The 18,292-nt window shown below is 70.7% G+C and carries 18 protein-coding genes; 9 read left to right on the plus strand and 9 right to left on the minus strand.

Translation table 11 applies throughout. The features are described from left to right. The first annotated feature begins 13 nt into the window (after positions 1-13). Together AC07DI_RS33480 and AC07DI_RS33485 are read left to right on the plus strand one after the other, a co-directional pair. A complete protein-coding gene (locus AC07DI_RS33480) occupies positions 14-562 on the plus strand; it encodes a PH domain-containing protein (RefSeq protein ID WP_478908338.1) in 549 nt (182 codons plus the stop codon). Beyond that, positions 559-1,914, plus strand: coding sequence for a PH domain-containing protein (locus AC07DI_RS33485; protein WP_478908340.1), 1,356 nt, complete (start codon positions 559-561; stop codon positions 1,912-1,914). Before AC07DI_RS33480 ends, AC07DI_RS33485 begins: the two co-directional genes overlap by 4 nt. Before the next feature lie 251 nt (positions 1,915-2,165). Here AC07DI_RS33485 and AC07DI_RS33490 read toward each other — a convergent pair whose 3' ends face one another. The 4 genes from AC07DI_RS33490 to AC07DI_RS33505 all read right to left on the minus strand — a co-directional run bounded on the left by AC07DI_RS33490 (position 2,166) and on the right by AC07DI_RS33505 (position 5,918). Continuing rightward, on the minus strand, positions 2,166-3,269 hold the full coding sequence (locus tag AC07DI_RS33490) for a coiled-coil domain-containing protein (protein ID WP_478908341.1): 1,104 nt from the start codon (positions 3,267-3,269) through the stop codon (positions 2,166-2,168). 243 nt (positions 3,270-3,512) lie between these two features. Further along, the gene (locus AC07DI_RS33495; protein ID WP_478908342.1) at positions 3,513-4,484 is read right to left on the minus strand and encodes an ABC transporter substrate-binding protein; all 972 of its coding nucleotides are present in this window, start codon (positions 4,482-4,484) and stop codon (positions 3,513-3,515) included. A gap of 40 nt (positions 4,485-4,524) precedes the next feature. After that, positions 4,525-5,187 (minus strand): ABC transporter permease, encoded by a 663-nt coding sequence (locus tag AC07DI_RS33500; protein ID WP_384259184.1) that lies wholly within the window; start codon positions 5,185-5,187, stop codon positions 4,525-4,527. After that, on the minus strand, positions 5,184-5,918 hold the full coding sequence (locus AC07DI_RS33505) for an ABC transporter permease (protein WP_384259186.1): 735 nt from the start codon (positions 5,916-5,918) through the stop codon (positions 5,184-5,186). The genes AC07DI_RS33500 and AC07DI_RS33505 overlap by 4 nt, the downstream gene beginning before the upstream one ends. A 158-nt stretch (positions 5,919-6,076) precedes the next feature. Here AC07DI_RS33505 and AC07DI_RS33510 point away from each other — a divergent pair, with 158 nt between their 5' ends. Then, positions 6,077-7,234 (plus strand): ABC transporter ATP-binding protein, encoded by a 1,158-nt coding sequence (locus AC07DI_RS33510; protein WP_478908345.1) that lies wholly within the window; start codon positions 6,077-6,079, stop codon positions 7,232-7,234. 69 nt (positions 7,235-7,303) lie between these two features. On the opposite strand, the gene AC07DI_RS33515 is transcribed toward AC07DI_RS33510, so the two are convergent. Next, positions 7,304-8,422 carry an alpha/beta hydrolase gene (locus tag AC07DI_RS33515; protein WP_478908347.1) on the minus strand — a complete coding sequence of 373 codons (1,119 nt, stop codon included), beginning with the start codon at positions 8,420-8,422 and terminating at the stop codon, positions 7,304-7,306. Between the two features lie 251 nt (positions 8,423-8,673). Between AC07DI_RS33515 and AC07DI_RS33520 the strand changes: the two genes are divergently transcribed. From AC07DI_RS33520 to AC07DI_RS33545, 6 genes are all read left to right on the plus strand, one after another. Then, entirely contained in the window at positions 8,674-10,491 is a 1,818-nt protein-coding gene (locus AC07DI_RS33520) for a phosphatidylglycerol lysyltransferase domain-containing protein (protein WP_478908349.1), read from the plus strand. A gap of 20 nt (positions 10,492-10,511) precedes the next feature. Further along, positions 10,512-11,387: a dihydropteroate synthase gene (gene folP / locus AC07DI_RS33525; protein ID WP_478908351.1), complete on the plus strand. Its 876-nt coding sequence runs from the start codon at positions 10,512-10,514 to the stop codon at positions 11,385-11,387. After that, positions 11,384-11,890: a nuclear transport factor 2 family protein gene (locus AC07DI_RS33530; RefSeq protein WP_478908353.1), complete on the plus strand. Its 507-nt coding sequence runs from the start codon at positions 11,384-11,386 to the stop codon at positions 11,888-11,890. The genes folP and AC07DI_RS33530 overlap by 4 nt, the downstream gene beginning before the upstream one ends. 166 nt (positions 11,891-12,056) lie before the next feature. Then, entirely contained in the window at positions 12,057-12,416 is a 360-nt protein-coding gene (gene folB, locus AC07DI_RS33535; protein ID WP_384259199.1) for a dihydroneopterin aldolase, read from the plus strand. Further along, positions 12,413-13,024 (plus strand): 2-amino-4-hydroxy-6-hydroxymethyldihydropteridine diphosphokinase, encoded by a 612-nt coding sequence (gene folK, locus AC07DI_RS33540; protein WP_384259201.1) that lies wholly within the window; start codon positions 12,413-12,415, stop codon positions 13,022-13,024. Before folB ends, folK begins: the two co-directional genes overlap by 4 nt. A 47-nt stretch (positions 13,025-13,071) precedes the next feature. After that, the gene (locus AC07DI_RS33545; protein WP_478908355.1) at positions 13,072-13,560 is read left to right on the plus strand and encodes a DUF3180 domain-containing protein; all 489 of its coding nucleotides are present in this window, start codon (positions 13,072-13,074) and stop codon (positions 13,558-13,560) included. 70 nt (positions 13,561-13,630) lie between these two features. Here the strand turns inward: AC07DI_RS33545 and folE are convergent, their stop codons facing one another. The 4 genes from folE to tilS all read right to left on the minus strand — a co-directional run bounded on the left by folE (position 13,631) and on the right by tilS (position 18,227). Then, positions 13,631-14,236, minus strand: a complete 606-nt coding sequence (gene folE / locus AC07DI_RS33550; protein WP_478908357.1) for a GTP cyclohydrolase I FolE — start codon at positions 14,234-14,236, stop codon at positions 13,631-13,633. A gap of 141 nt (positions 14,237-14,377) precedes the next feature. After that, positions 14,378-16,390 (minus strand): ATP-dependent zinc metalloprotease FtsH, encoded by a 2,013-nt coding sequence (gene ftsH / locus AC07DI_RS33555; protein ID WP_384259209.1) that lies wholly within the window; start codon positions 16,388-16,390, stop codon positions 14,378-14,380. 184 nt (positions 16,391-16,574) lie between these two features. Beyond that, entirely contained in the window at positions 16,575-17,135 is a 561-nt protein-coding gene (hpt, locus tag AC07DI_RS33560) for a hypoxanthine phosphoribosyltransferase (RefSeq protein WP_055565725.1), read from the minus strand. Positions 17,136-17,189: 54 nt separating this feature from the next. Then, the gene (gene tilS, locus AC07DI_RS33565) at positions 17,190-18,227 is read right to left on the minus strand and encodes a tRNA lysidine(34) synthetase TilS (protein WP_384259211.1); all 1,038 of its coding nucleotides are present in this window, start codon (positions 18,225-18,227) and stop codon (positions 17,190-17,192) included. Between the last annotated feature and the right edge of the window lie 65 nt (positions 18,228-18,292).

Consider the following 18,292-nt stretch of genomic DNA (forward strand, 5'->3'; position numbering starts at 1 on the left):
GTAGGCTTGAGCCATGGACACGGGGACGGCGGGGACGGCGGGGAAGGCGGGGACCGCAGGACCGGCGGGCGCGGCGGGTGCGGGCGAACCGGGTGCGGGCGAACCGGTGTGGACCGGGCTGCCGCGAGGGCTGCTGAAGATGCGGCGGCTCCTCCTGGTGGTCTGGCTGGTGCCGCTCGCGGCGCTCGTCGGCGTGCTTCTCGGCCTGTTCGCGGGCCCGGCCTGGGCCGCCTTCGCGCTGCTGCCATTGGCCCTCGCGGCCTGGGGCTGGCCGGTCCTCGGGCGCAACTGGCGCTCGTGGCGGTACGCCGAGCGCGCCGACGACCTGCTCATCAGCCGGGGCGTGCTCTGGTACGAGGAGACCGTCGTGCCGTACGGCCGGATGCAGCTCGTCGAGGTGACGTCGGGCCCCGTGGAGCGGCGCTTCGGCCTCGCCAGCGTCCAGCTGCACACCGCCGCGGCGGCCACCGACGCCCGCATCCCCGGCTTGCTCCCGGAGGAGGCCGAGCGGCTGCGCGACCGCCTGACGGAGCTCGGCGAGGCACGATCGGCGGGCCTGTGAACGCCGTACGGGAAGCCCGCGACGAAGGCGGCCCGGCACCGGACGGTGCGCCGCCCGGGCACCCGCCCGAGCGCCGGCTGCACCCCGTCACGCCGCTGCGCCGCGCGTGGGCGCCCTTCGCGCTCCTGGCCGGCTGGGCGGTCCACGACCCGAACGGCACACAGGAGCGCCTCTCCGAGCTGACCGCCACCACCCTGCTCCTGGCCGGCGCCGCCGTCGTCGTCGGCGGCGTCCTGTACGGCTTCCTGAGCTGGTGGTTCACCCACTTCTCCGTCACCGGGACCGAGCTGCGCATCCGCACCGGGCTGCTCTTCCGGCGCACCGCCCACATCCGGCTCGACCGCCTCCAGGCCGTCGACGTGACCCGGCCGCTGCTCGCCCGCGTCGCAGGCGTCGCCAAGCTCAAACTGGACGTCGTCGGCGCGGAGGAGAAGGACGAGCTGGCCTACCTCGGCGAGCGGGAGGCCGCCGAACTGCGGGCCGAACTCCTCGCGCGGGCGGCCGGTTTCGCACCCGAGGAGGCACGCGAGGTCGGCGAGGCGCCCGTGCGGGACCTGCTGCACGTCCAGCCGCGCATGCTCGCCGTCTCCCTGCTGCTGACCGGCGGGCCCTGGGCACTGCTTCTCGCCGCGACCGTGGTCCCCACGTTCCTCTGGTTCGCCACGCACAACGCGTGGACCGTCCTCGCGACCGCACTGCCCATGCTGGGCGGCTCGTTCGCGAGCAGCGTCGGCCGCTTCATCAAGGAGTACGACTGGACGGTGGGCGAGTCCCCCGACGGCCTGCGCATCGACTACGGGCTGCTCGACAAGGCCCACGAGACGGTGCCGCCGGGCCGCGTACAGACCGTGCACATCGTGCAGCCGCTGCTGTGGCGCCGACGCGGCTGGGTGCGGGTCGAGCTGGACGTGGCGGGTTCGGCCAACGGCGTCCTGGTGCCGGTCGCGCCGCGGGAGCACGCCGCGGCGGTGATCGGCCGGGTCCTGCCTGGCGTGCGCGTGCCGGACCCGGCCGACCTCGAACGGCCACCCGCGCGCGCGGCGTGGTGCGTACCGCTCTGGTGGAAGGGGTACGGCCTCGCGGTCACCCCCGAGGTCTTCGCGGCCCGCCACGGCCTGCTCAGACGCCGCCTCTCGCTCGTACCGCACGCCAAGGTGCAGAGCGTGCGGCTCTCCCAGGGCCCCTGGGAGCGGTACAAGGACGTGGCCGACGTATGCCTGGACACCGGCGCCGACAAAACGGTGACGGCCCGCCTACGACCGACCGCCGAGGCGAAATCCCTCCTCCAAACCCAGGCGACCCACTCCCGCACAAGCCGCAAGGCAGCCCGCCCGGACCGCTGGATGACGTGAGGCCCCCATCAGGGGCGCGGGGAACTGCGCATAGGGGCGCGGGGAACTGCGCAAACCCACGGACGACCCGCACACAACGACACGCCCCAACAAGGCCCACCCAGGAGCGCGGGGAACTACGCAAAGGGGCGCGGGGAACTGCGCGATCAGCCACGGCCGGACCCGCAGACGCCCCACAGCCCCCGGCAGAACAGCCGCCGAGGCCACCCGCAAGGCGCCCCCGCCAGCACCCGCTCAGCCCAGCAGAGCGCTCACGCCGTCCTCAACCCCGCCACATCGATCTGCTCCGTCTCGTCATGAGCCGTCAGATCGATGACCTGCCCGGCCCCCCGCACCGCATCGCCCTCAGCCGCATCCTTGAACTCGCTCTCGGACTCGGCCTTGTGGACCGCGAGCGCCTCCTCGCCCACCACATCGGCGAGGTCCGAGTTCTGCACGGACTCCAGCGCCGCGGGCGCCACGTTCTTCGTGCCGAAGAAGTCGAAGCCTCCCTGAGGCACCGGGCGGCGCGCCTGAACGGGCGGCGCGACGGCGACCGCGCGCTCGTGCCCGCCGTATCCGTCGGCCGCCCCGGGCTTCCCCCGCGACTCGTCCTCCGCTTCCGGCCGGGACGCCGACCCCGGCGCCATGCGGTCGAGCGCGGCATTGGCTCGCAGGAACAACGAAGGTGTGGGACTGGCACCCGACCGAGCGGAGCTCACGGAAGCCCCACCCTGCGCCTCGGCACTGACACCGGCACCGGCACCGGCACCGGCACCGGCACCCTCCGTACGCGCCCCCGGCACCGGAGCCCCGCCCCGAACCGCAGGCACCAAGTCCTCGGCACCTGACCCCGGACGCGGGCCCGAACCGGACCCGGGCCGAGCCTCCGCCCCCGACGGCAACGCAGGCGTCGGCGATGACGCCTCGATGGCGAGCAGCCGCCGCCCCTCGAGGGCGCTGGCCCGCTCCGTCTCCGCGGTCGCGTACCGCCGCAGGAGCGCCGCGTGCTCGTTGCGCAGCGCCGCCAGTTCGGCGCGCTTGGCCCGCAGCTTCGTCTCCAGCTTGCCCCGCAGTTCGCGGGACTCCTCGAGGTCGCTCTCGGCCTCGGCTATCCGTTCCTCGTAGCGCCACTCGTCGCTCGCGCGCGCCCGGCCCAGCTCGGCGACGCGCTTGCCCGCCGCCTGGTCCCAACGGCGCATGACGACCGAGCCGACGACGGCAGCGGCGGCCGCGGCCGCGACGAGCCCGCGGAGCACGATCGGTTCCGCGAACATCCAGGCGCTGCCGGCGCTGAGAACCGAGACGCCTGCGACCGTCGAGGGAGGAAGCAGCCTGTGCAGGGGTGGGGAATGGCGGTGACGTCCACGTGGCATGGCCAGAAACTTACCGCGCGTAGGCGAAGTCTGGTGCCCCGCCCGGCAAAAAGCAGGCGCCGCGTCCATAACCGGCCACAACTCCCCACCCCTCATCCACTTTGTTCCACCGGTCAACTTCCGCCGCGACCGCGCGACTTCTCGCCGGATTTCTTGATCAACTTCTACTGGGAACCCAGCCGAATCGCAGCCCCGACTCACAGCCGGAACCCGGCCGGAACCCAGAAGAAGCCCAGCCGGAACCTAGATCAGGCCCTTCGACTTCAGATACTCCTGGGCGACATCCGCTTCCTTCTGCCGCTCCTCGTCGACCTTCCGGTTGAGTTCCATGAGGTCTTCCGTCGTGAGCGTCTTGGTCAGCTTCCCGAGCGCGGCGGCAATCTCCTTGTCGCCGGCCTCCTTCTCGTTCACCACGGGAACGATGTTGTCCGCGTTCTGCAGCTTCTTGTCGTCCTTGAGGATCACGAGGTCGTAGTTCTTCAGCGTCGCGTCGGTCGTCGTGGTCAGCAGCATCTGGTCCGTGCCGTTCTTGACGGCCTGCTTGGACTGCGTGTTGCCGACGCCCTTGGGGTCGATTCCGGCGATGTCGATGCCGTACTTCGACTTCAGACCCGGCGCGCAGAACGGCCGGGTCTCGCATTCGTCGCCCGCCGCGATCTTGACCTTCTCACCCGACCTGCCGAGGTCCGAGAGCGTCTTGAGCTTGTGCTTCTCGGCGTATTCCCTGGAGACCGCGAACGCGTTCTGGTCGACCGCCCGGCCGGCCGGGAGCACCTTCAGGCCCTGCGGCTCCGCGAGCTTCTCCAGCGCGCTCACCGTGGCGACCAAGTCACTGGAGGCCACCGGCTTCGCCTTCGGGCCGTTCTTCTCGAAGTTGAGGAATTCCGCGAGCGTCGCCGCGTATTCGGGCGCGACGTCGATCGAGCCCTTCTTCAGTTCGGGCTTGTAGATCTCGCGGTTCTGCACGGTCTTGACCTGCGCGTCATAACCGGCGTCCGCCAGGACACCCGCATAGAGCTCGGCGAGCACCTTCTGCTCGGTGAACCGCGCGGAGCCCACGATGATCGAGCCCTTCTTGCCGTCGCCCGCCTTGTCCGATCCGCTGCCCTTGTCCTCCAGATCGTCCCCGCCGCACGCGGCGAGCCCCGCGGTCAGCGCCACGACGGCCGCGGCCGCCCCTGCCATCCGTCGCGCACGACGCGTTGTGCTGTTCATCGGTGAACCACCATTTCGAAAGGAAAGAATCACAAACTCGCTATCGCCGCATCGGGTCGAAGAGACGCCCCGCGACCACCAGGACCCCCTCCACGAGCAGTGCGAGCAGCGCCACGAGGACGGCGCCCGCCACCACCTGCGGCGTGTTCTGCAGGTTGAACCCGGCCGTGATGATCCGGCCGAGGCCCCCCTCGCCCGCCATCGCGGCGAGCGTGGCCGTCGCGACGACCTGCACGCCGGCGGACCGGATGCCCGTCATGATCAGCGGGTACGCGAGCGGCAGCTCGACCCGCGCGAACAGCTGGCCACCGCTCATCCCCATCCCGCGCGCGGCCTCCACCACCGCCCTGTCCACCTCGCGCATCCCCAGGTAGGCGTTGGTCAGCAGCGGCGGAACGGCGAAGAGCACCAGCGCGATCAGCGTCGGCGCGTCACCGTGCTCCCCGAGCGGGGTGAGCGTGAGCAGGATCAGCAGGGCCAGGGTGGGCACCGCACGGCCGACGTTGGAGATGTTGACCGCGAGGGCGCCGCCCTTGCCGATGTGGCCGAGGTAGAGCGCGAGGGGCAGCGCGATGGCGCAGGCGACCGCGAGGCAGACCCCGCTGAAGTACAGGTGCTCGGCGAGGCGGTGCCACACCCCCTTCTCGCCCTGCCAGTTGGCGCCCGTGGTCAGCCAGTCGTACGCACCGGATATCGCGTTCATACAGGATCGGCCACCTTGGCGACGTCCGCCTTCCGCGCGGCACGGTCCGTCCGTATTCGGGTCCGACGGGTCCTCGTCCAGGGCGTCAGCCACCGCTGGAGTCCGAGCAGCAGCAGGTCGGCGGTGACGGCGAGGAGCACGCAGAGCACCGACGCCGTGAGCACCTGGGCCTTGAAGGTCGTGTCGAGGCCGTCGAGGATGAGGGTGCCGAGGCCGCCGTAGTCCACGATGGCGCCGACGGTGGTCAGGGCGACCGTGGAGACCGTGGTGATGCGGACGCCGGCGAGCAGCGCGGGCAGCGCGAGCGGCAGCTCCACCTCCCACAGCAGCCGCAACGGCCCGTACCCCATCCCGCGGGCGGCGTCCCGCGCCTCCTCCGGGACGGCCTGGAGGCCGGCCAGGATGTTCCGCACGAGGACCGTGAGGGAGTACAGCACGAGGCCCGTGACGACCAGTGAGGCCGAGAGCCCGAAGAGGGGCAGGAGCAGCGAGAACATGGCCAGCGAGGGGATCGAGTAGAGCACGGTCGTCACGCCGAGGATCGGTCCCGCGAGGAAGCGCCAGCGCCGCGCGAGGAGCGCGAGCGGCAGGGCCACCGCGACTCCGATCGCCACGGAGACGACCGTGATCCCCACGTGCTGGAGGGTCGCGTCGATCAACTCCTGGTCGCGGGTGCGGAGGTACTCCCCGCAGATCCAGTCGTTCGTCACCAGACAGTTCTGCTCGGCCACGCGCCCCACCTCCCCCGAATCCCCGGACGTATGCCGCACACACGTCCCCCCGTGTCTGGCGACCCTAACGCGCGGCACTGACAATCGCAGAGACTCGTTGTACGGCCGCAACACGGCCTTCACGCAAAGCCCGCCACCGCCCTCCACAATGGGGAACCATGATCCGGTTCGAGCACGTCACCAAGCGCTACGCGGACGGCACCACGGCCGTCGACGACCTGTCCTTCGAGGTGGCCGAGGGTGAACTGGTCACGCTCGTCGGCCCCTCGGGCTGCGGCAAGACGACCACGATGAAGATGGTGAACCGGCTCATCGAGCCGAGCGCGGGCCGGATATACGTCGACGGCGACGACATATCCGCCACCGATCCCGTCCAACTCCGCCGCCGCATCGGCTACGTGATCCAGCAGGTCGGCCTCTTCCCGCACAAGACGGTCCTCGACAACACGGCGACCGTCCCACATCTGCTCGGCGTCAAGCGCGGCAAGGCCCGCGAGCGTGCCGCCGAACTCCTCGACCTGGTCGGTCTCGACCCCGCCGTCTTCGGTGACCGCTACCCCGAGCAGCTCTCCGGGGGCCAGCGCCAACGCGTCGGCGTCGCCCGCGCGCTGGCGGCCGATCCGCCGGTGCTCCTGATGGACGAGCCCTTCGGCGCGGTCGACCCGGTCGTGCGCGAACACCTGCAGAACGAGTTCCTGCGCCTGCAGCAGGCCGTCCGCAAGACGGTGCTCTTCGTCACGCACGACATCGAGGAGGCGGTCCGCCTCGGCGACCGCATCGCCGTCTACGGCGAGGGGCGCATCGAGCAGTTCGACACGCCCTCCACGGTGCTCGGTTCCCCCGCCAACGACTACGTGGCCGACTTCGTGGGCGCGGACCGGGGCCTGAAGCGGCTCTCCGTGACGCCGATCGAGGAGGGCGACCTGGAGCAGCCTCCCGTGGTGCACCTCGACGACCCGCTGCCCAAGAAGCTCGACGCTCCCTGGGCCGTCGTCCTGGACGGCGGGAACAACCTGCACGGCTGGGTTTCCGCGGAGCACGCGCGCGTGGGCGGCGGCACGGTGCGCGAGCACGCCCGTCGCATGGAGGCATGGCTTCCGGTGGGCGCGAGCCTGAAGCAGGCGTTCGCGACGATGCTGCAGCACGACGCGGGGTGGATCGCGGTCATCGACAAGGACAGCGAGGGCCGCTTCCTCGGCGTGCTCACCCCGGCCCGGCTGCACGAGGCGCTGCGCCGCTCGACGGCGGCGGAGGCGCGCGACATCGCGCGCGCGGAGGTCGAACTGGAGACGGTGACGGCCATCGGCACGGACTGACCGTCAGCCGCCGCCCAGGCGCGACTCACGCGCGGCCCAGACGCGGCTCAAGCGCGGCTCAGCCGTCGCTCAGTCGTCGCTCAAGCGCCCGCTCATCCACGCCAGACTCGCGGGGATCTCCCTGCGCCAGGTGTTGAAGTTGTGCCCGCCGCTCTCCAGCGTGATCGACGAGACGCGCGTGGGCGCCTTCACCTTGTCGATGAACTTCTGCGTGTCGCGGTAGTTGCCCTCGCCCTTCTTGCTGGTGGTCACCAGCAGGGACGTCTTGGGCGGCGGCATGTGGTCGAGGTACCACATGAGGTCGGCGCGGTTCTGCAGCTCCTTGTCACCGTGGAAGAGATCACCGGTGGTGACGTCGATGGGCGCCTTGTAGTACGCGGACAGGCCCGCCCCCGCGGCGTACACCTCGGGGTGGTGCATGGCGAGCTTCAGGGCGCAGTAGCCGCCCGTGGAGTCGCCGATGATGCCCCAGTTCTCGGGCTTGACGCCCACCCTGTAGTGGTCGGACACGGCTCCGGGCAGGTCCTGGGCGAAGAACGTCTCGGTCTGCGGGCCGCCGGGGATGTCCACGCACTCCGTGTCGCGCGGCGGCGCCACGGTCGGCCGCATCATGATCAGGATCATCGGCTGCATCTTGCCGCCGGCGGCCTGCCTGTGGGCGGTCTCGGGGTAGTGGAGCCCTTTGATGAGCGCCTCCGCGGTGCCCGGGTAGCCGGTGAGGACCACGGCCGCGGGGAACTTGCGGTTCTTGTACTGCGGCTGGAAGTACTCGGGCGGCAGGTACACGTAGGCGGGGCTGGCGATCTCCGACCCCCTGCCGCTGATCTCGACCTTCTGGATCTCGCCTCCCGTGACGCGTCGGCTGCCGCCCGGCACGTTCACGGTCTGGGTGTCGACGACCTTGACGGGACCCGTCCCCTTGGCCGTGTCGTGGTCGACCACGAGGCCGGGTGCCGTCTCCTGTCCGAAGAGGTCCGCCCAGGTGGCGTAGAAGCCGAAGGCCTGGTTGGCGGCCAGACCCACCGAGGCGAAGATCGCGACCTGGGCGGCGAGGAGCAGCCCGACGCGGCCCGTGACCGCCTTCCAGCTGCGACGGGCAAGGCGTGGCCAGAGCCAGATCGTGCCGACGAAGAGCAGTACGGCCAGCAAGACCGCAAGGGCGAGGACCGTGTTGCTCGTGAGACCCATGGGGTGTTCCTGCCTGCGCTTTCTACCTGTGCCGGGCGCGTGCCCCGGCGGGACCGGACCCGGGCCCGGATCCTGCCGGCGCTCGCCGGGGACCTTGCCAGAGCTTTTCCAGCGGTTTCCGGTCGGGAATGAACCCGTGTCCCAGAAGGACCGTCCTAGAGAACGCAATGTTGCCGGATGCCGTTTTGGCGCCGGAATCAAGGTCTCTCGCAGAACTACGGGATGCGATGTCTGTCAGGATAGATGGGGAAATGTCGGGCGGGGTTCCGGGGAGTGAGGACCGCCACGACGGTCGGCTGCGCCGGATACTGCGCGGCCCACGGCCCGAGGCGGTGCCGATCCTCGTCGCGAGAGCCTGCACACTCGTCGGCCTACTGAACGTCGCGGCAGGTGTCTTCCCCCGCTTCCGGCACAGCCGCATGCACGCCATCGCCGAAGTCCTGCCGGGTGCGCTCGGCCCCTTCGCCGCCGCCATGGCGCTCAGCTCCGGCATCCTGCTGCTCCTGCTCGCACACGGCCTGCGCCGCCACAAGCGGCGGGCGTGGCGGGCCGCCGTGGTGCTGCTCCCCGTGGGCGCCATGGCGCAGTTCGGGTACCGGCACTCGATCATCGGCGTGGTGATCTCGCTCGCGCTCCTCGCGCTCGTACTGCGCCACCGGAGTGAGTTCACGGCGCTGCCCGACCCGCGCAGCCGCTGGCGTGCCCTGGCCAACTTCGTCCTCCTCGGAGCGGGTTCCATCGTCCTCGGCCTCGTCATCGTCAGCGTCCACCCGGGGAAGGTCATCGGCGACCCGAGCATCACCGAGCGCCTGGAGCACGTCCTCTACGGCCTCTTCGGCTTCGAGGGCCCCGTCGACTACTACGGACGCACGTCCTGGACGGTCGGCTTCTCCCTCGGCGCCCTCGGCATGCTGACCGCCCTGACCACCATCTACCTGGCCTTCCGCCCCGAACACCCGGCGGCGCGCCTCACCGACAGCGACGAGGCGAAGCTGCGCGTCCTGCTCGACAAGCACGGCGGCCGCGACTCGCTCGGCCACTTCGCGCTCCGCCGCGACAAGGGCGTCGTCTTCTCCCCCAGCGGCAAGGCCGCCGTCACCTACCGCGTCGTCTCCGGCGTGATGCTCGCCAGCGGCGACCCCATCGGTGACGTCGAGGCCTGGCCCGGCGCGATCGAGCGCTTCATGGACGAGGCGAAGGCCCACTCCTGGACGCCCGCCGTCATGGGCTGCTCCGAGACGGGCGGCGAGGTCTGGACCCGTGAGACCGGCCTCGACGCCCTGGAACTGGGCGACGAGGCGGTGGTGGACGTCGCGGATTTCTCCCTCTCCGGGCGTGCGATGCGCAACGTACGCCAGATGGTCAAGCGGATCGAGCGCAATGGCTACGAGACGCGCGTACGGCGCATCCGTGACCTCGGCGAACAGGAGCTCGCCAAGATCCAGCGCGCCGCCGACGACTGGCGCGGCACCGACACCGAGCGCGGCTTCTCCATGGCGCTCGGCCGCATCGGTGACCCGAACGACGGCGACTGCCTGATCGCGACCGCACACAAGGCCGACGAGGAGCCCGGCGCCTACGGCGACCTGAAGGCCGTCCTCCACTTCGTCCCCTGGGGCAAGGACGGCGTCTCCCTGGACCTCATGCGCCGCGACCGCTCGGCCGATCCCGGCATGAACGAGTTGCTCATCGTCGCCGCACTGCAGGCCGCCCCGAAGCTCGGCATCGCGCGCGTGTCCCTCAACTTCGCGATGTTCCGCGCCGCCCTCGCCCGCGGTGAGAAGATCGGCGCGGGCCCGGTCCTGCGCGCCTGGCGCGGCCTGCTGGTCTTCCTCTCCCGCTGGTTCCAGATCGAGTCCCTGTACAAGTTCAACGCGAAGTTCCGCCCCCGCTGGGAGCCCCGCTTCGTCGTCTACCGCTCCAGCAAGGACCTGCCCCGCATCGGCTTCGCCGCCATGCAGGCCGAGGGCTTCGTGACCCTCGCGCTCCCCCGGTTCCTGCGCAGGGGCACCGCGCAGTCCCGCCCCTGCCCGCACCAGGCCCACGAACGCGAGGTCCAGGCGGCGTAGCGGCCGCCTAGGCTGGAGACATGAGTACGTTGCGCGGGCGGGGAACGGTCCAGGGGCTGCCGGAGTGGGACCGCTGTGCGGTCATGGGCGTGGTGAACGTGACGCCGGACTCGTTCTCCGACGGCGGACGCTGGTTCGACACGACGGCCGCCGTCAAGCACGGCATCGACCTGGTCGCGCGGGGCGCCGACCTCGTCGACGTCGGCGGCGAGTCCACCCGTCCGGGCGCCACCCGAGTGGATGAGGACGAGGAGCTCAAGCGCGTCGTCCCCGTCGTCCGCGAACTGGCCGCCGAGGGCGTCACCGTCTCCGTGGACACCATGCGCGCCGCTGTCGCCGAACAGGCACTGGCCGCGGGCGCCGTCCTCGTGAACGACGTCAGCGGCGGCCTCGCCGACCCCCGCATGGTCCCGGCCGTCGCCGCCGCGCACGCCCCCTTCGTGGTCATGCACTGGCGCGGCTTCCTCACCGACATCAACGCCAGGCCGCACTACGAGGACGTGGTCGGCGAAGTCGTCACCGAACTGCACGCGCGCGTGCGGGCCGCCATCGAGGGCGGCATCGCCCCCGAGCGCATCGTCATCGACCCGGGCCTCGGCTTCTCCAAGGAGGCCGAGCACGACCTGGCGCTCCTCGCCCACCTGGACCGGCTGTGCGGGCTCGGCCACCCGGTTCTGGTCGCCGCCTCCCGCAAGCGGTTCCTCGGCCGCGTCCTCGCGGGTCCCGAGGGCGCGCCACCGCCCGCCCGCGAGCGCGACGCCGCCACCGCCGCGGTCTCCGCCATCGCCGCCCACCAGGGCGCCTGGGCGGTCCGCGTGCACGAGGTGCGGGCGACGGCCGACGCGGTCCGGGTCGCCCGGGCCGTGACGGGCGCGGCGGCTGGCGGCCACCGGTGACCGCCGCGAGGACCGACATCGAGCAGGTCGAACGCGCCAACACCGCCTTCTACGAAGCGCTGGAACGCGGCGACTTCGACGAGGTGGCCGGCCTGTGGCTGGACGCCGACACGGACACCGAGGGGACGGCCGCCGACACCGACACGGATGCCGGCGGCACCGTCTCCTGTGTCCACCCCGGCTGGCCCGTCCTCAGGGGCCGCGGCGAGGTCCTCAGGTCGTACGCGCTGATCATGGCGAACACCGAGTACATCCAGTTCTTCCTCACCGACCTGAAGGTCGGCGTGGCGGGCGACACCGCCCTGGTGACGTGCACCGAGAACATCCTCAGCGGCGGCCCGCCCCCGGAGGCCGGCGGCGAACTCGGCCCGCTCGTGGGCCAGCTCGTCGTCGCCACCAATGTGTTCCGCCGCACACCCGACGGCTGGAAACTGTGGTCGCACCACGCGTCGCCCGTACTGGCCGAAACTGACGACGAAGAAGGCGACGAGGCCCCCTCGTAGTGGGTAGGGGCCAGGAAACAGCCCGGGATCATGGGGGCCCGAATCCCCGTCGCGGGGCCCCGCGGGCAAGGACTGTCAGTGCTCGCAGGTAGATTCGATCGAGGCTGGTGTGCCGACCGCACTCGGTGCAGGCCTGCCGATACCGACGATTTCAGGAGTGATTCGCGTGGATCGTGTCGCGCTGCGCGGCCTCAAGGCCCGCGGGCACCACGGTGTCTATCCGCGGGAGCGCGAAGAGGGCCAGACCTTCATCGTGGACCTGGTTCTCGGCCTGGACACGCGAGCGGCCGCGGCCGACGACGACCTGGCGAAGACCGTGCACTACGGGATCGTGGCCGAAGAGGTCGTCGCCGTGGTCGAGGGCGAACCCGTCGACCTCATCGAGACGCTCTCCGAGCGCATCGCACAGGCGTGTCTCAAGCACGACGGAGTCCTGGAGGTCGAGGTGTGCGTGCACAAGCCGGACGCCCCGATCACCGTGCCGTTCGACGACGTGACCGTCACCATCACCCGGAGCCGAGTATGACTGCGCCCTTCACAGCGGGTCAGAGCGACCCCACCGTCCAGCCGGTGCCCACCTCCGTGGTCGAGCAGGTGGACGCGGCGGACCACACCCTGTCCAACCCGCACCGTGCCGTGATCTCGCTGGGCAGCAACCTCGGCAACCGCCTGGAGACCCTCCAGGGCGCCATCGACGCCCTGGAGGACACCCCGGGCCTGCGGGTCAAGGCGGTCTCCCCGGTGTACGAGACGGAGCCGTGGGGCGTCGACCCCGGCAGCCAGCCCTCGTACTTCAACGCGGTCGTCGTGGTGAAGACGACCCTGCCGCCCGCCTCGCTCCTGGAGCGCGCGCACGCGGTCGAGGAGGCCTTCCACCGCGTACGCGACGAGCGCTGGGGCCCGCGCACGATCGACGTGGACATCGTGGCGTATGCGGACGTCGTCTCCGACGACCCGGTCCTCACGCTGCCGCACCCGCGCGCGCATGAGCGTGCCTTCGTCCTCGCCCCCTGGCACGATGTCGAACCCGAGGCGCAGCTGGCCGGCCGCGGGCCAGTGGCGCGGATCCTCGAATCGATCACCCTCGAAGGGGTCGCGCCCCGCGCCGACCTGGAACTCCGGCTGCCCGAGTAGTCGTTGGAAGAGGCGGTCGAGGTAAGCAAGCCGATGAAGGGTCACCCGTGAAGCAACTGCGCATCAGGACGCTGGCCGGCCTTTTCCTCGCGGCCGGTGTGCTGTCCTGGTCGGGCGCCCGGCTGTGGGACTCCTTCGGCACGCTGCCGCGCGTCCCGCTGGCCGCGCCGATCGTGCTCGCGGTCATCGCCGTCGTCCTGTTCGCGACGGCGCTCTCGCTCCGCTCCCGGCTGCGCGCCCAGCGCGAGCGCCGCCCCGGCGCGAAGGGCGTGGAGCCCCTGATGGCCGCCAGGGCCGTCGTGTTCGGTCAGGCCAGCGCGCTGGTCGCGGCACTCGTCACCGGGATGTACGGCGGCACGGGCGCGTTCCTGCTCGAATTCCTCGACATCCCGGCCCGCCGCGACCAGGCGGTGTACGCCGGCCTCTCGGTCCTGATGGGCATCGCGGTGATACTGGCCGCCTTCTTCATGGAACGCGTCTGCCGGCTCCCCGAGGACGACGACGAGAACGGCGGCGGCGGGGCGGCTCCGGCGTAGGCAGTCACCACTGCTCAGGCCGGGGCCGGGTGACCGGGGCGGGCCATACCGGCCCGTGCTGACGGCCGGGCTAGCGGGCCATGATCAGGCTCATCGCCTCATTGCGCGTCGCGGGGTCCCGCAGCTGCCCGCGCACCGCGGAAGTGATGGTCTTCGCGCCCGGCTTGCGCACTCCGCGCATCGTCATGCACATGTGCTCGCACTCGACGACCACGATCACCCCGCGCGGCTCCAGTATCGACATCAGGGAGTCCGCGATCTGCGTGGTCAGCCGCTCCTGCACCTGCGGCCTGCGCGCGAACACGTCCACGAGCCTGGCCAGCTTCGAGAGGCCGGTGATCTTGCCGTCGGTCGACGGGATGTACCCGACGTGGGCGACGCCGACGAAGGGCACCAGATGATGTTCGCAGGAACTCATCACCTCGATGTCCTTCACCAGGACCATCTCGTCGTGTCCGAGATCGAACGTCGTCGTCAGGACGTCCTCCGGCTGCTGCCACAGTCCGGCGAATATCTCCCTGTACGCGCGCGCCACCCGGCCCGGCGTCTCGCGCAGGCCCTCGCGGTCGGGGTCCTCTCCCACGGCGATCAGCAGCTCACGCACGGCGTTCTCGGCCCGCTTCTCGTCGAACTCGCCGATCGAGCCCTCGCCGTCGAGTGTCACGGGGTCGGTCATCTGTGCCTCGTTCCTGTGCGTTCCCGCGACTGCCTGCGCGGGGTGAGCGTGCCTTCTGCGGGCGTACAAAACAAGCCGCGCCCCCCAGGCTAGAACCAGGGGGGCGCGGCTTACATTCCGGGCCTGCTGAGACGCGCGGGATCAGCTCTCGGGACGGTCCTCCGGGGCCACCTCGATGGGCTGCTCCGTGCCCGGGGCCGCCGCGGGGGTGGCGCCGTTCGTCAGGGACAGCTCCCGGGGGGAGAGCACCGGCGGACGGGTCGAGGGCGTACGCCTGGAGGAGCCGGTCCACGCCGGGCGTGCCGGGCGCTTGACGATGCCCGCGAAGACCTCGGCGATCTGCTCCTTGTTCAGGGTCTCCTTCTCGAGGAGCTGCAGGACCAGGTTGTCCAGGACGTCCCGGTTCTCGACGAGGATCTCCCACGCTTCGTTGTGCGCGGTCTCGATGAGCTTCTTGACCTCTTCGTCGACCAGCGCCGCGACCTCTTCCGAGTAGTCGCGCGGGTGACCCATCTCGCGGCCGAGGAACGGCTCGGTGTTGTCACCGCCGAACTTGATCGCGCCGAGCCGCTCGGTCATGCCGTACTGCGTGACCATGGCACGGGCGGTCGCGGTGGCCTTCTCGATGTCGTTCGCCGCGCCCGTCGTCGGGTCGTGGAAGACGAGCTCCTCGGCGGCGCGCCCGCCCAGCATGTACGCGAGCTGGTCGAGCATCTCGTTGCGCGTGGTGGAGTACTTGTCCTCCTCGGGCAGGACCATCGTGTATCCGAGGGCCCGGCCGCGCGAGAGGATCGTGATCTTGTGGACCGGGTCCGAGTTCGGAGACGCCGCCGCGACCAGGGCGTGTCCGCCCTCGTGGTACGCGGTGATCTTCTTCTCCTTGTCGGACATGATCCGGGTCCGCTTCTGCGGGCCCGCCACGACGCGGTCGATCGCCTCGTCCAGCGCGTGGTTGTCGATCAGCTTCTTGTCGCCGCGCGCCGTCAGGAGGGCCGCTTCGTTCAGCACGTTCGACAGGTCGGCGCCGGTGAAACCGGGCGTACGACGCGCCACCGCGCCCAGGTCGACGTCCGGGGCGACCGGCTTGCCCTTCTGGTGGACCTTGAGGATCTCCAGACGGCCCTGCATGTCCGGGCGGTCGACGGCGATCTGCCGGTCGAAGCGGCCGGGGCGAAGGAGCGCCGGGTCGAGGATGTCGGGGCGGTTCGTGGCGGCGATCAGGATGACGCCGCCCTTCACGTCGAAGCCGTCCATCTCGACGAGCAGCTGGTTCAGCGTCTGCTCGCGCTCGTCGTGGCCGCCGCCCATGCCGGCGCCGCGGTGGCGTCCGACGGCGTCGATCTCGTCGACGAAGACGATCGCCGGGGCGTTCGCCTTGGCCTGCTCGAAGAGGTCACGGACACGGGAGGCACCGACACCGACGAACATCTCGACGAAGTCGGAACCGGAGATCGAGTAGAACGGGACCCCGGCCTCACCGGCGACGGCGCGCGCGAGCAGCGTCTTACCGGTACCGGGCGGGCCGTAGAGGAGCACGCCCTTGGGGATCTTGGCGCCGACGGCCTGGAACTTCGCCGGCTCCTGCAGGAACTCCTTGATCTCGTGGAGCTCCTCGACGGCCTCGTCGGACCCCGCCACGTCGGAGAAGGTCGTCTTCGGGGTGTCCTTGGTGATGAGCTTCGCCTTGGACTTCCCGAAGTTCATGACCCGGGAGCCGCCGCCCTGCATCTGGTTCATCAGGAACAGGAAGACGACGACGATGAGGACGAAGGGGAGCAGGGAGAGCAGGATGCCGACGAAGGGGTTCTGCTTCGACGGCGAGACGGTATAACCGTCCGGGATGTCCTTGGTCTGGTACTTGGACTGCAGATTCTTGGCGAGGTCGACGCCCTGGTCGCCGATGTAGCTCGCCTGGATCTTGCTGCTGCCCTCGACCTTCTTGCCGTCCTTGAGCTCGGCCTTGATGATCTGGTCATCACCGGTGGTGATCTTGGCCGACTCGACCTTGTTGTCGTTGATCGCCTGGACGACCTGGCCGGTGTCCACCGTCTTGTAGCCGCCGGACGAGCCGACGACCTGCATCAACACGACCACGGCAAGGACGGCCAGCACGATCCACATGACTGGCCCACGGAAGTATCGCTTCACGTCCATCCATACGGAGCGATGACGCCCCGTCCCTCCTGCCATAGTGAGTTTGATAAAGACTGTTCTTCGGACGGTACCCCAGCATTGTGACCCGAAGTCGCCTGGGACTGCTGGCAAACCCGCCTTCGCCTACTTCAACGTCGGGAAACGGGTGAGGGTTCCCCGACGCCGTACGCGGCGCTACGGGACGTCAGCCGCCGTAGACGTGCGGGGCGAGCGTTCCGACGAACGGGAGGTTGCGGTACTTCTCGGCGAAGTCGAGGCCGTAGCCCACGACGAACTCGTTCGGGATGTCGAAGCCGATCCACTTCACGTCGATCGCGACCTTCGCCGCCTCGGGCTTGCGCAGCAGCGTGCACACCTCAAGGGAGGCGGGCTCGCGCGAGCCGAGGTTGGACAGCAGCCAGGACAGCGTCAGACCGGAGTCGATGATGTCCTCGACGATCAGGACGTGCTTGCCCTTGATGTCCGTGTCCAGGTCCTTGAGGATCCGCACGACGCCGGACGACTGGGTGCCCGCGCCGTACGACGACACGGCCATCCAGTCCATCGTGACGGGGGTGGACAGCGCGCGCGCCAGGTCCGCCATGACCATCACCGCGCCCTTGAGGACGCCGACGATCAGCAGGTCCTTGCCCGCGTATTCCGCGTCGACCTTCGCGGCCAGCTCGGCCAGCTTCGCGTCGATCTCTTCCTTGGTGATGAGCACCGACTTGAGGTCGGTGCCCATGTCTTTCGCGTCCACCCGCATCACTTTCGGTCGTCCCACCAGCCGACAGGGCCCGCAACGAACACGGGGCACTCGTCAGCCTTGCCGGATCACCAGTCTGCCACCCTGGCGCTGAGCCATGACTTTGCCCGGGAGATTGATGGCTCCCTGGCCGCGCCAGCCGGTGATCAGACGGTCCACCTCTTCGATGTGCCGGGCGAACAGCGAGCCGGCGGGAGCGCCCGCCTCGATGGCGGCCCGGCGCACGACGCGGCGGCGCACGGCGGGCGGCAGCGCGTAGAGCTTGGCGCACTCCAGGAGGCCCGCGGGGTCGCGCACGGTCGCCTCGGCCTGGGCCGCCCACGCGTCGAGGGCGTCGGCGTCGTCCCGGGACAGCTGGGCCGTGCGGGCGAGCGCCTCGACGACGCCCTTGCCGAGGGCCTTCTCAAGCGCGGGCAGCCCCTCGTGGCGCAGCCGGGAGCGGGTGTACGCCGGGTCGGCGTTGTGCGGGTCGTCCCAGACGGGCAGCGACTGGACCATGCAGGCCTTGCGGGCCGTCTGCCGGTCGATCCCGAGGAAGGGGCGGCGGTAACGGCCGGCGACCCCCGAGGTCTCGGCCATTCCGGACAGGGAGCGGATCCCGGAGCCGCGGGCGAGGCCGAGCAGCACGGTCTCGGCCTGGTCGTCGCGGGTGTGGCCGAGCAGCACGGCGGCCGCCGCATGGTGTTCGGCGGCGGCGTCAAGGGCCGCGTACCGGGCGTCGCGGGCGGCGGCCTCGGGGCCTCCGTCCCGGCCGACGTGCACCGTGCGGGACTCCACCGGGGCCAGGCCGAGCGCGGTGAGGCGCACCACGACCTCGGCGGCGCGCAGGTCGGAGCCGGGCTGCAGGCCGTGGTCGACGGTGATGCCGCCGGCGCGGATGCCCAGCTTGGGGGCTTCGAAGGCGAGCGCGGAGGCGAGCGCCATGGAGTCGGCGCCGCCTGAGCAGGCGACGAGCACGAGCGGTGTGGGGGCCGGCTCGTGCGGGGGGCGTGGGGTATCGGTTTCGGAGCTGCGCTGTACGTCGGTCAGTACGTCGTGGAGTACGCGGCGGACCGCCAGGCGTATCGCCGCGACCGCAGGATGGGGACCCATGTCCGGTTCCCTTCGTGAAGTTCGGGGGTGAGCCTCGGATCAGTCACCTGAGGACCACCCGGGGC

This window comes from Streptomyces sp. NPDC044106 (assembly GCF_056433985.1).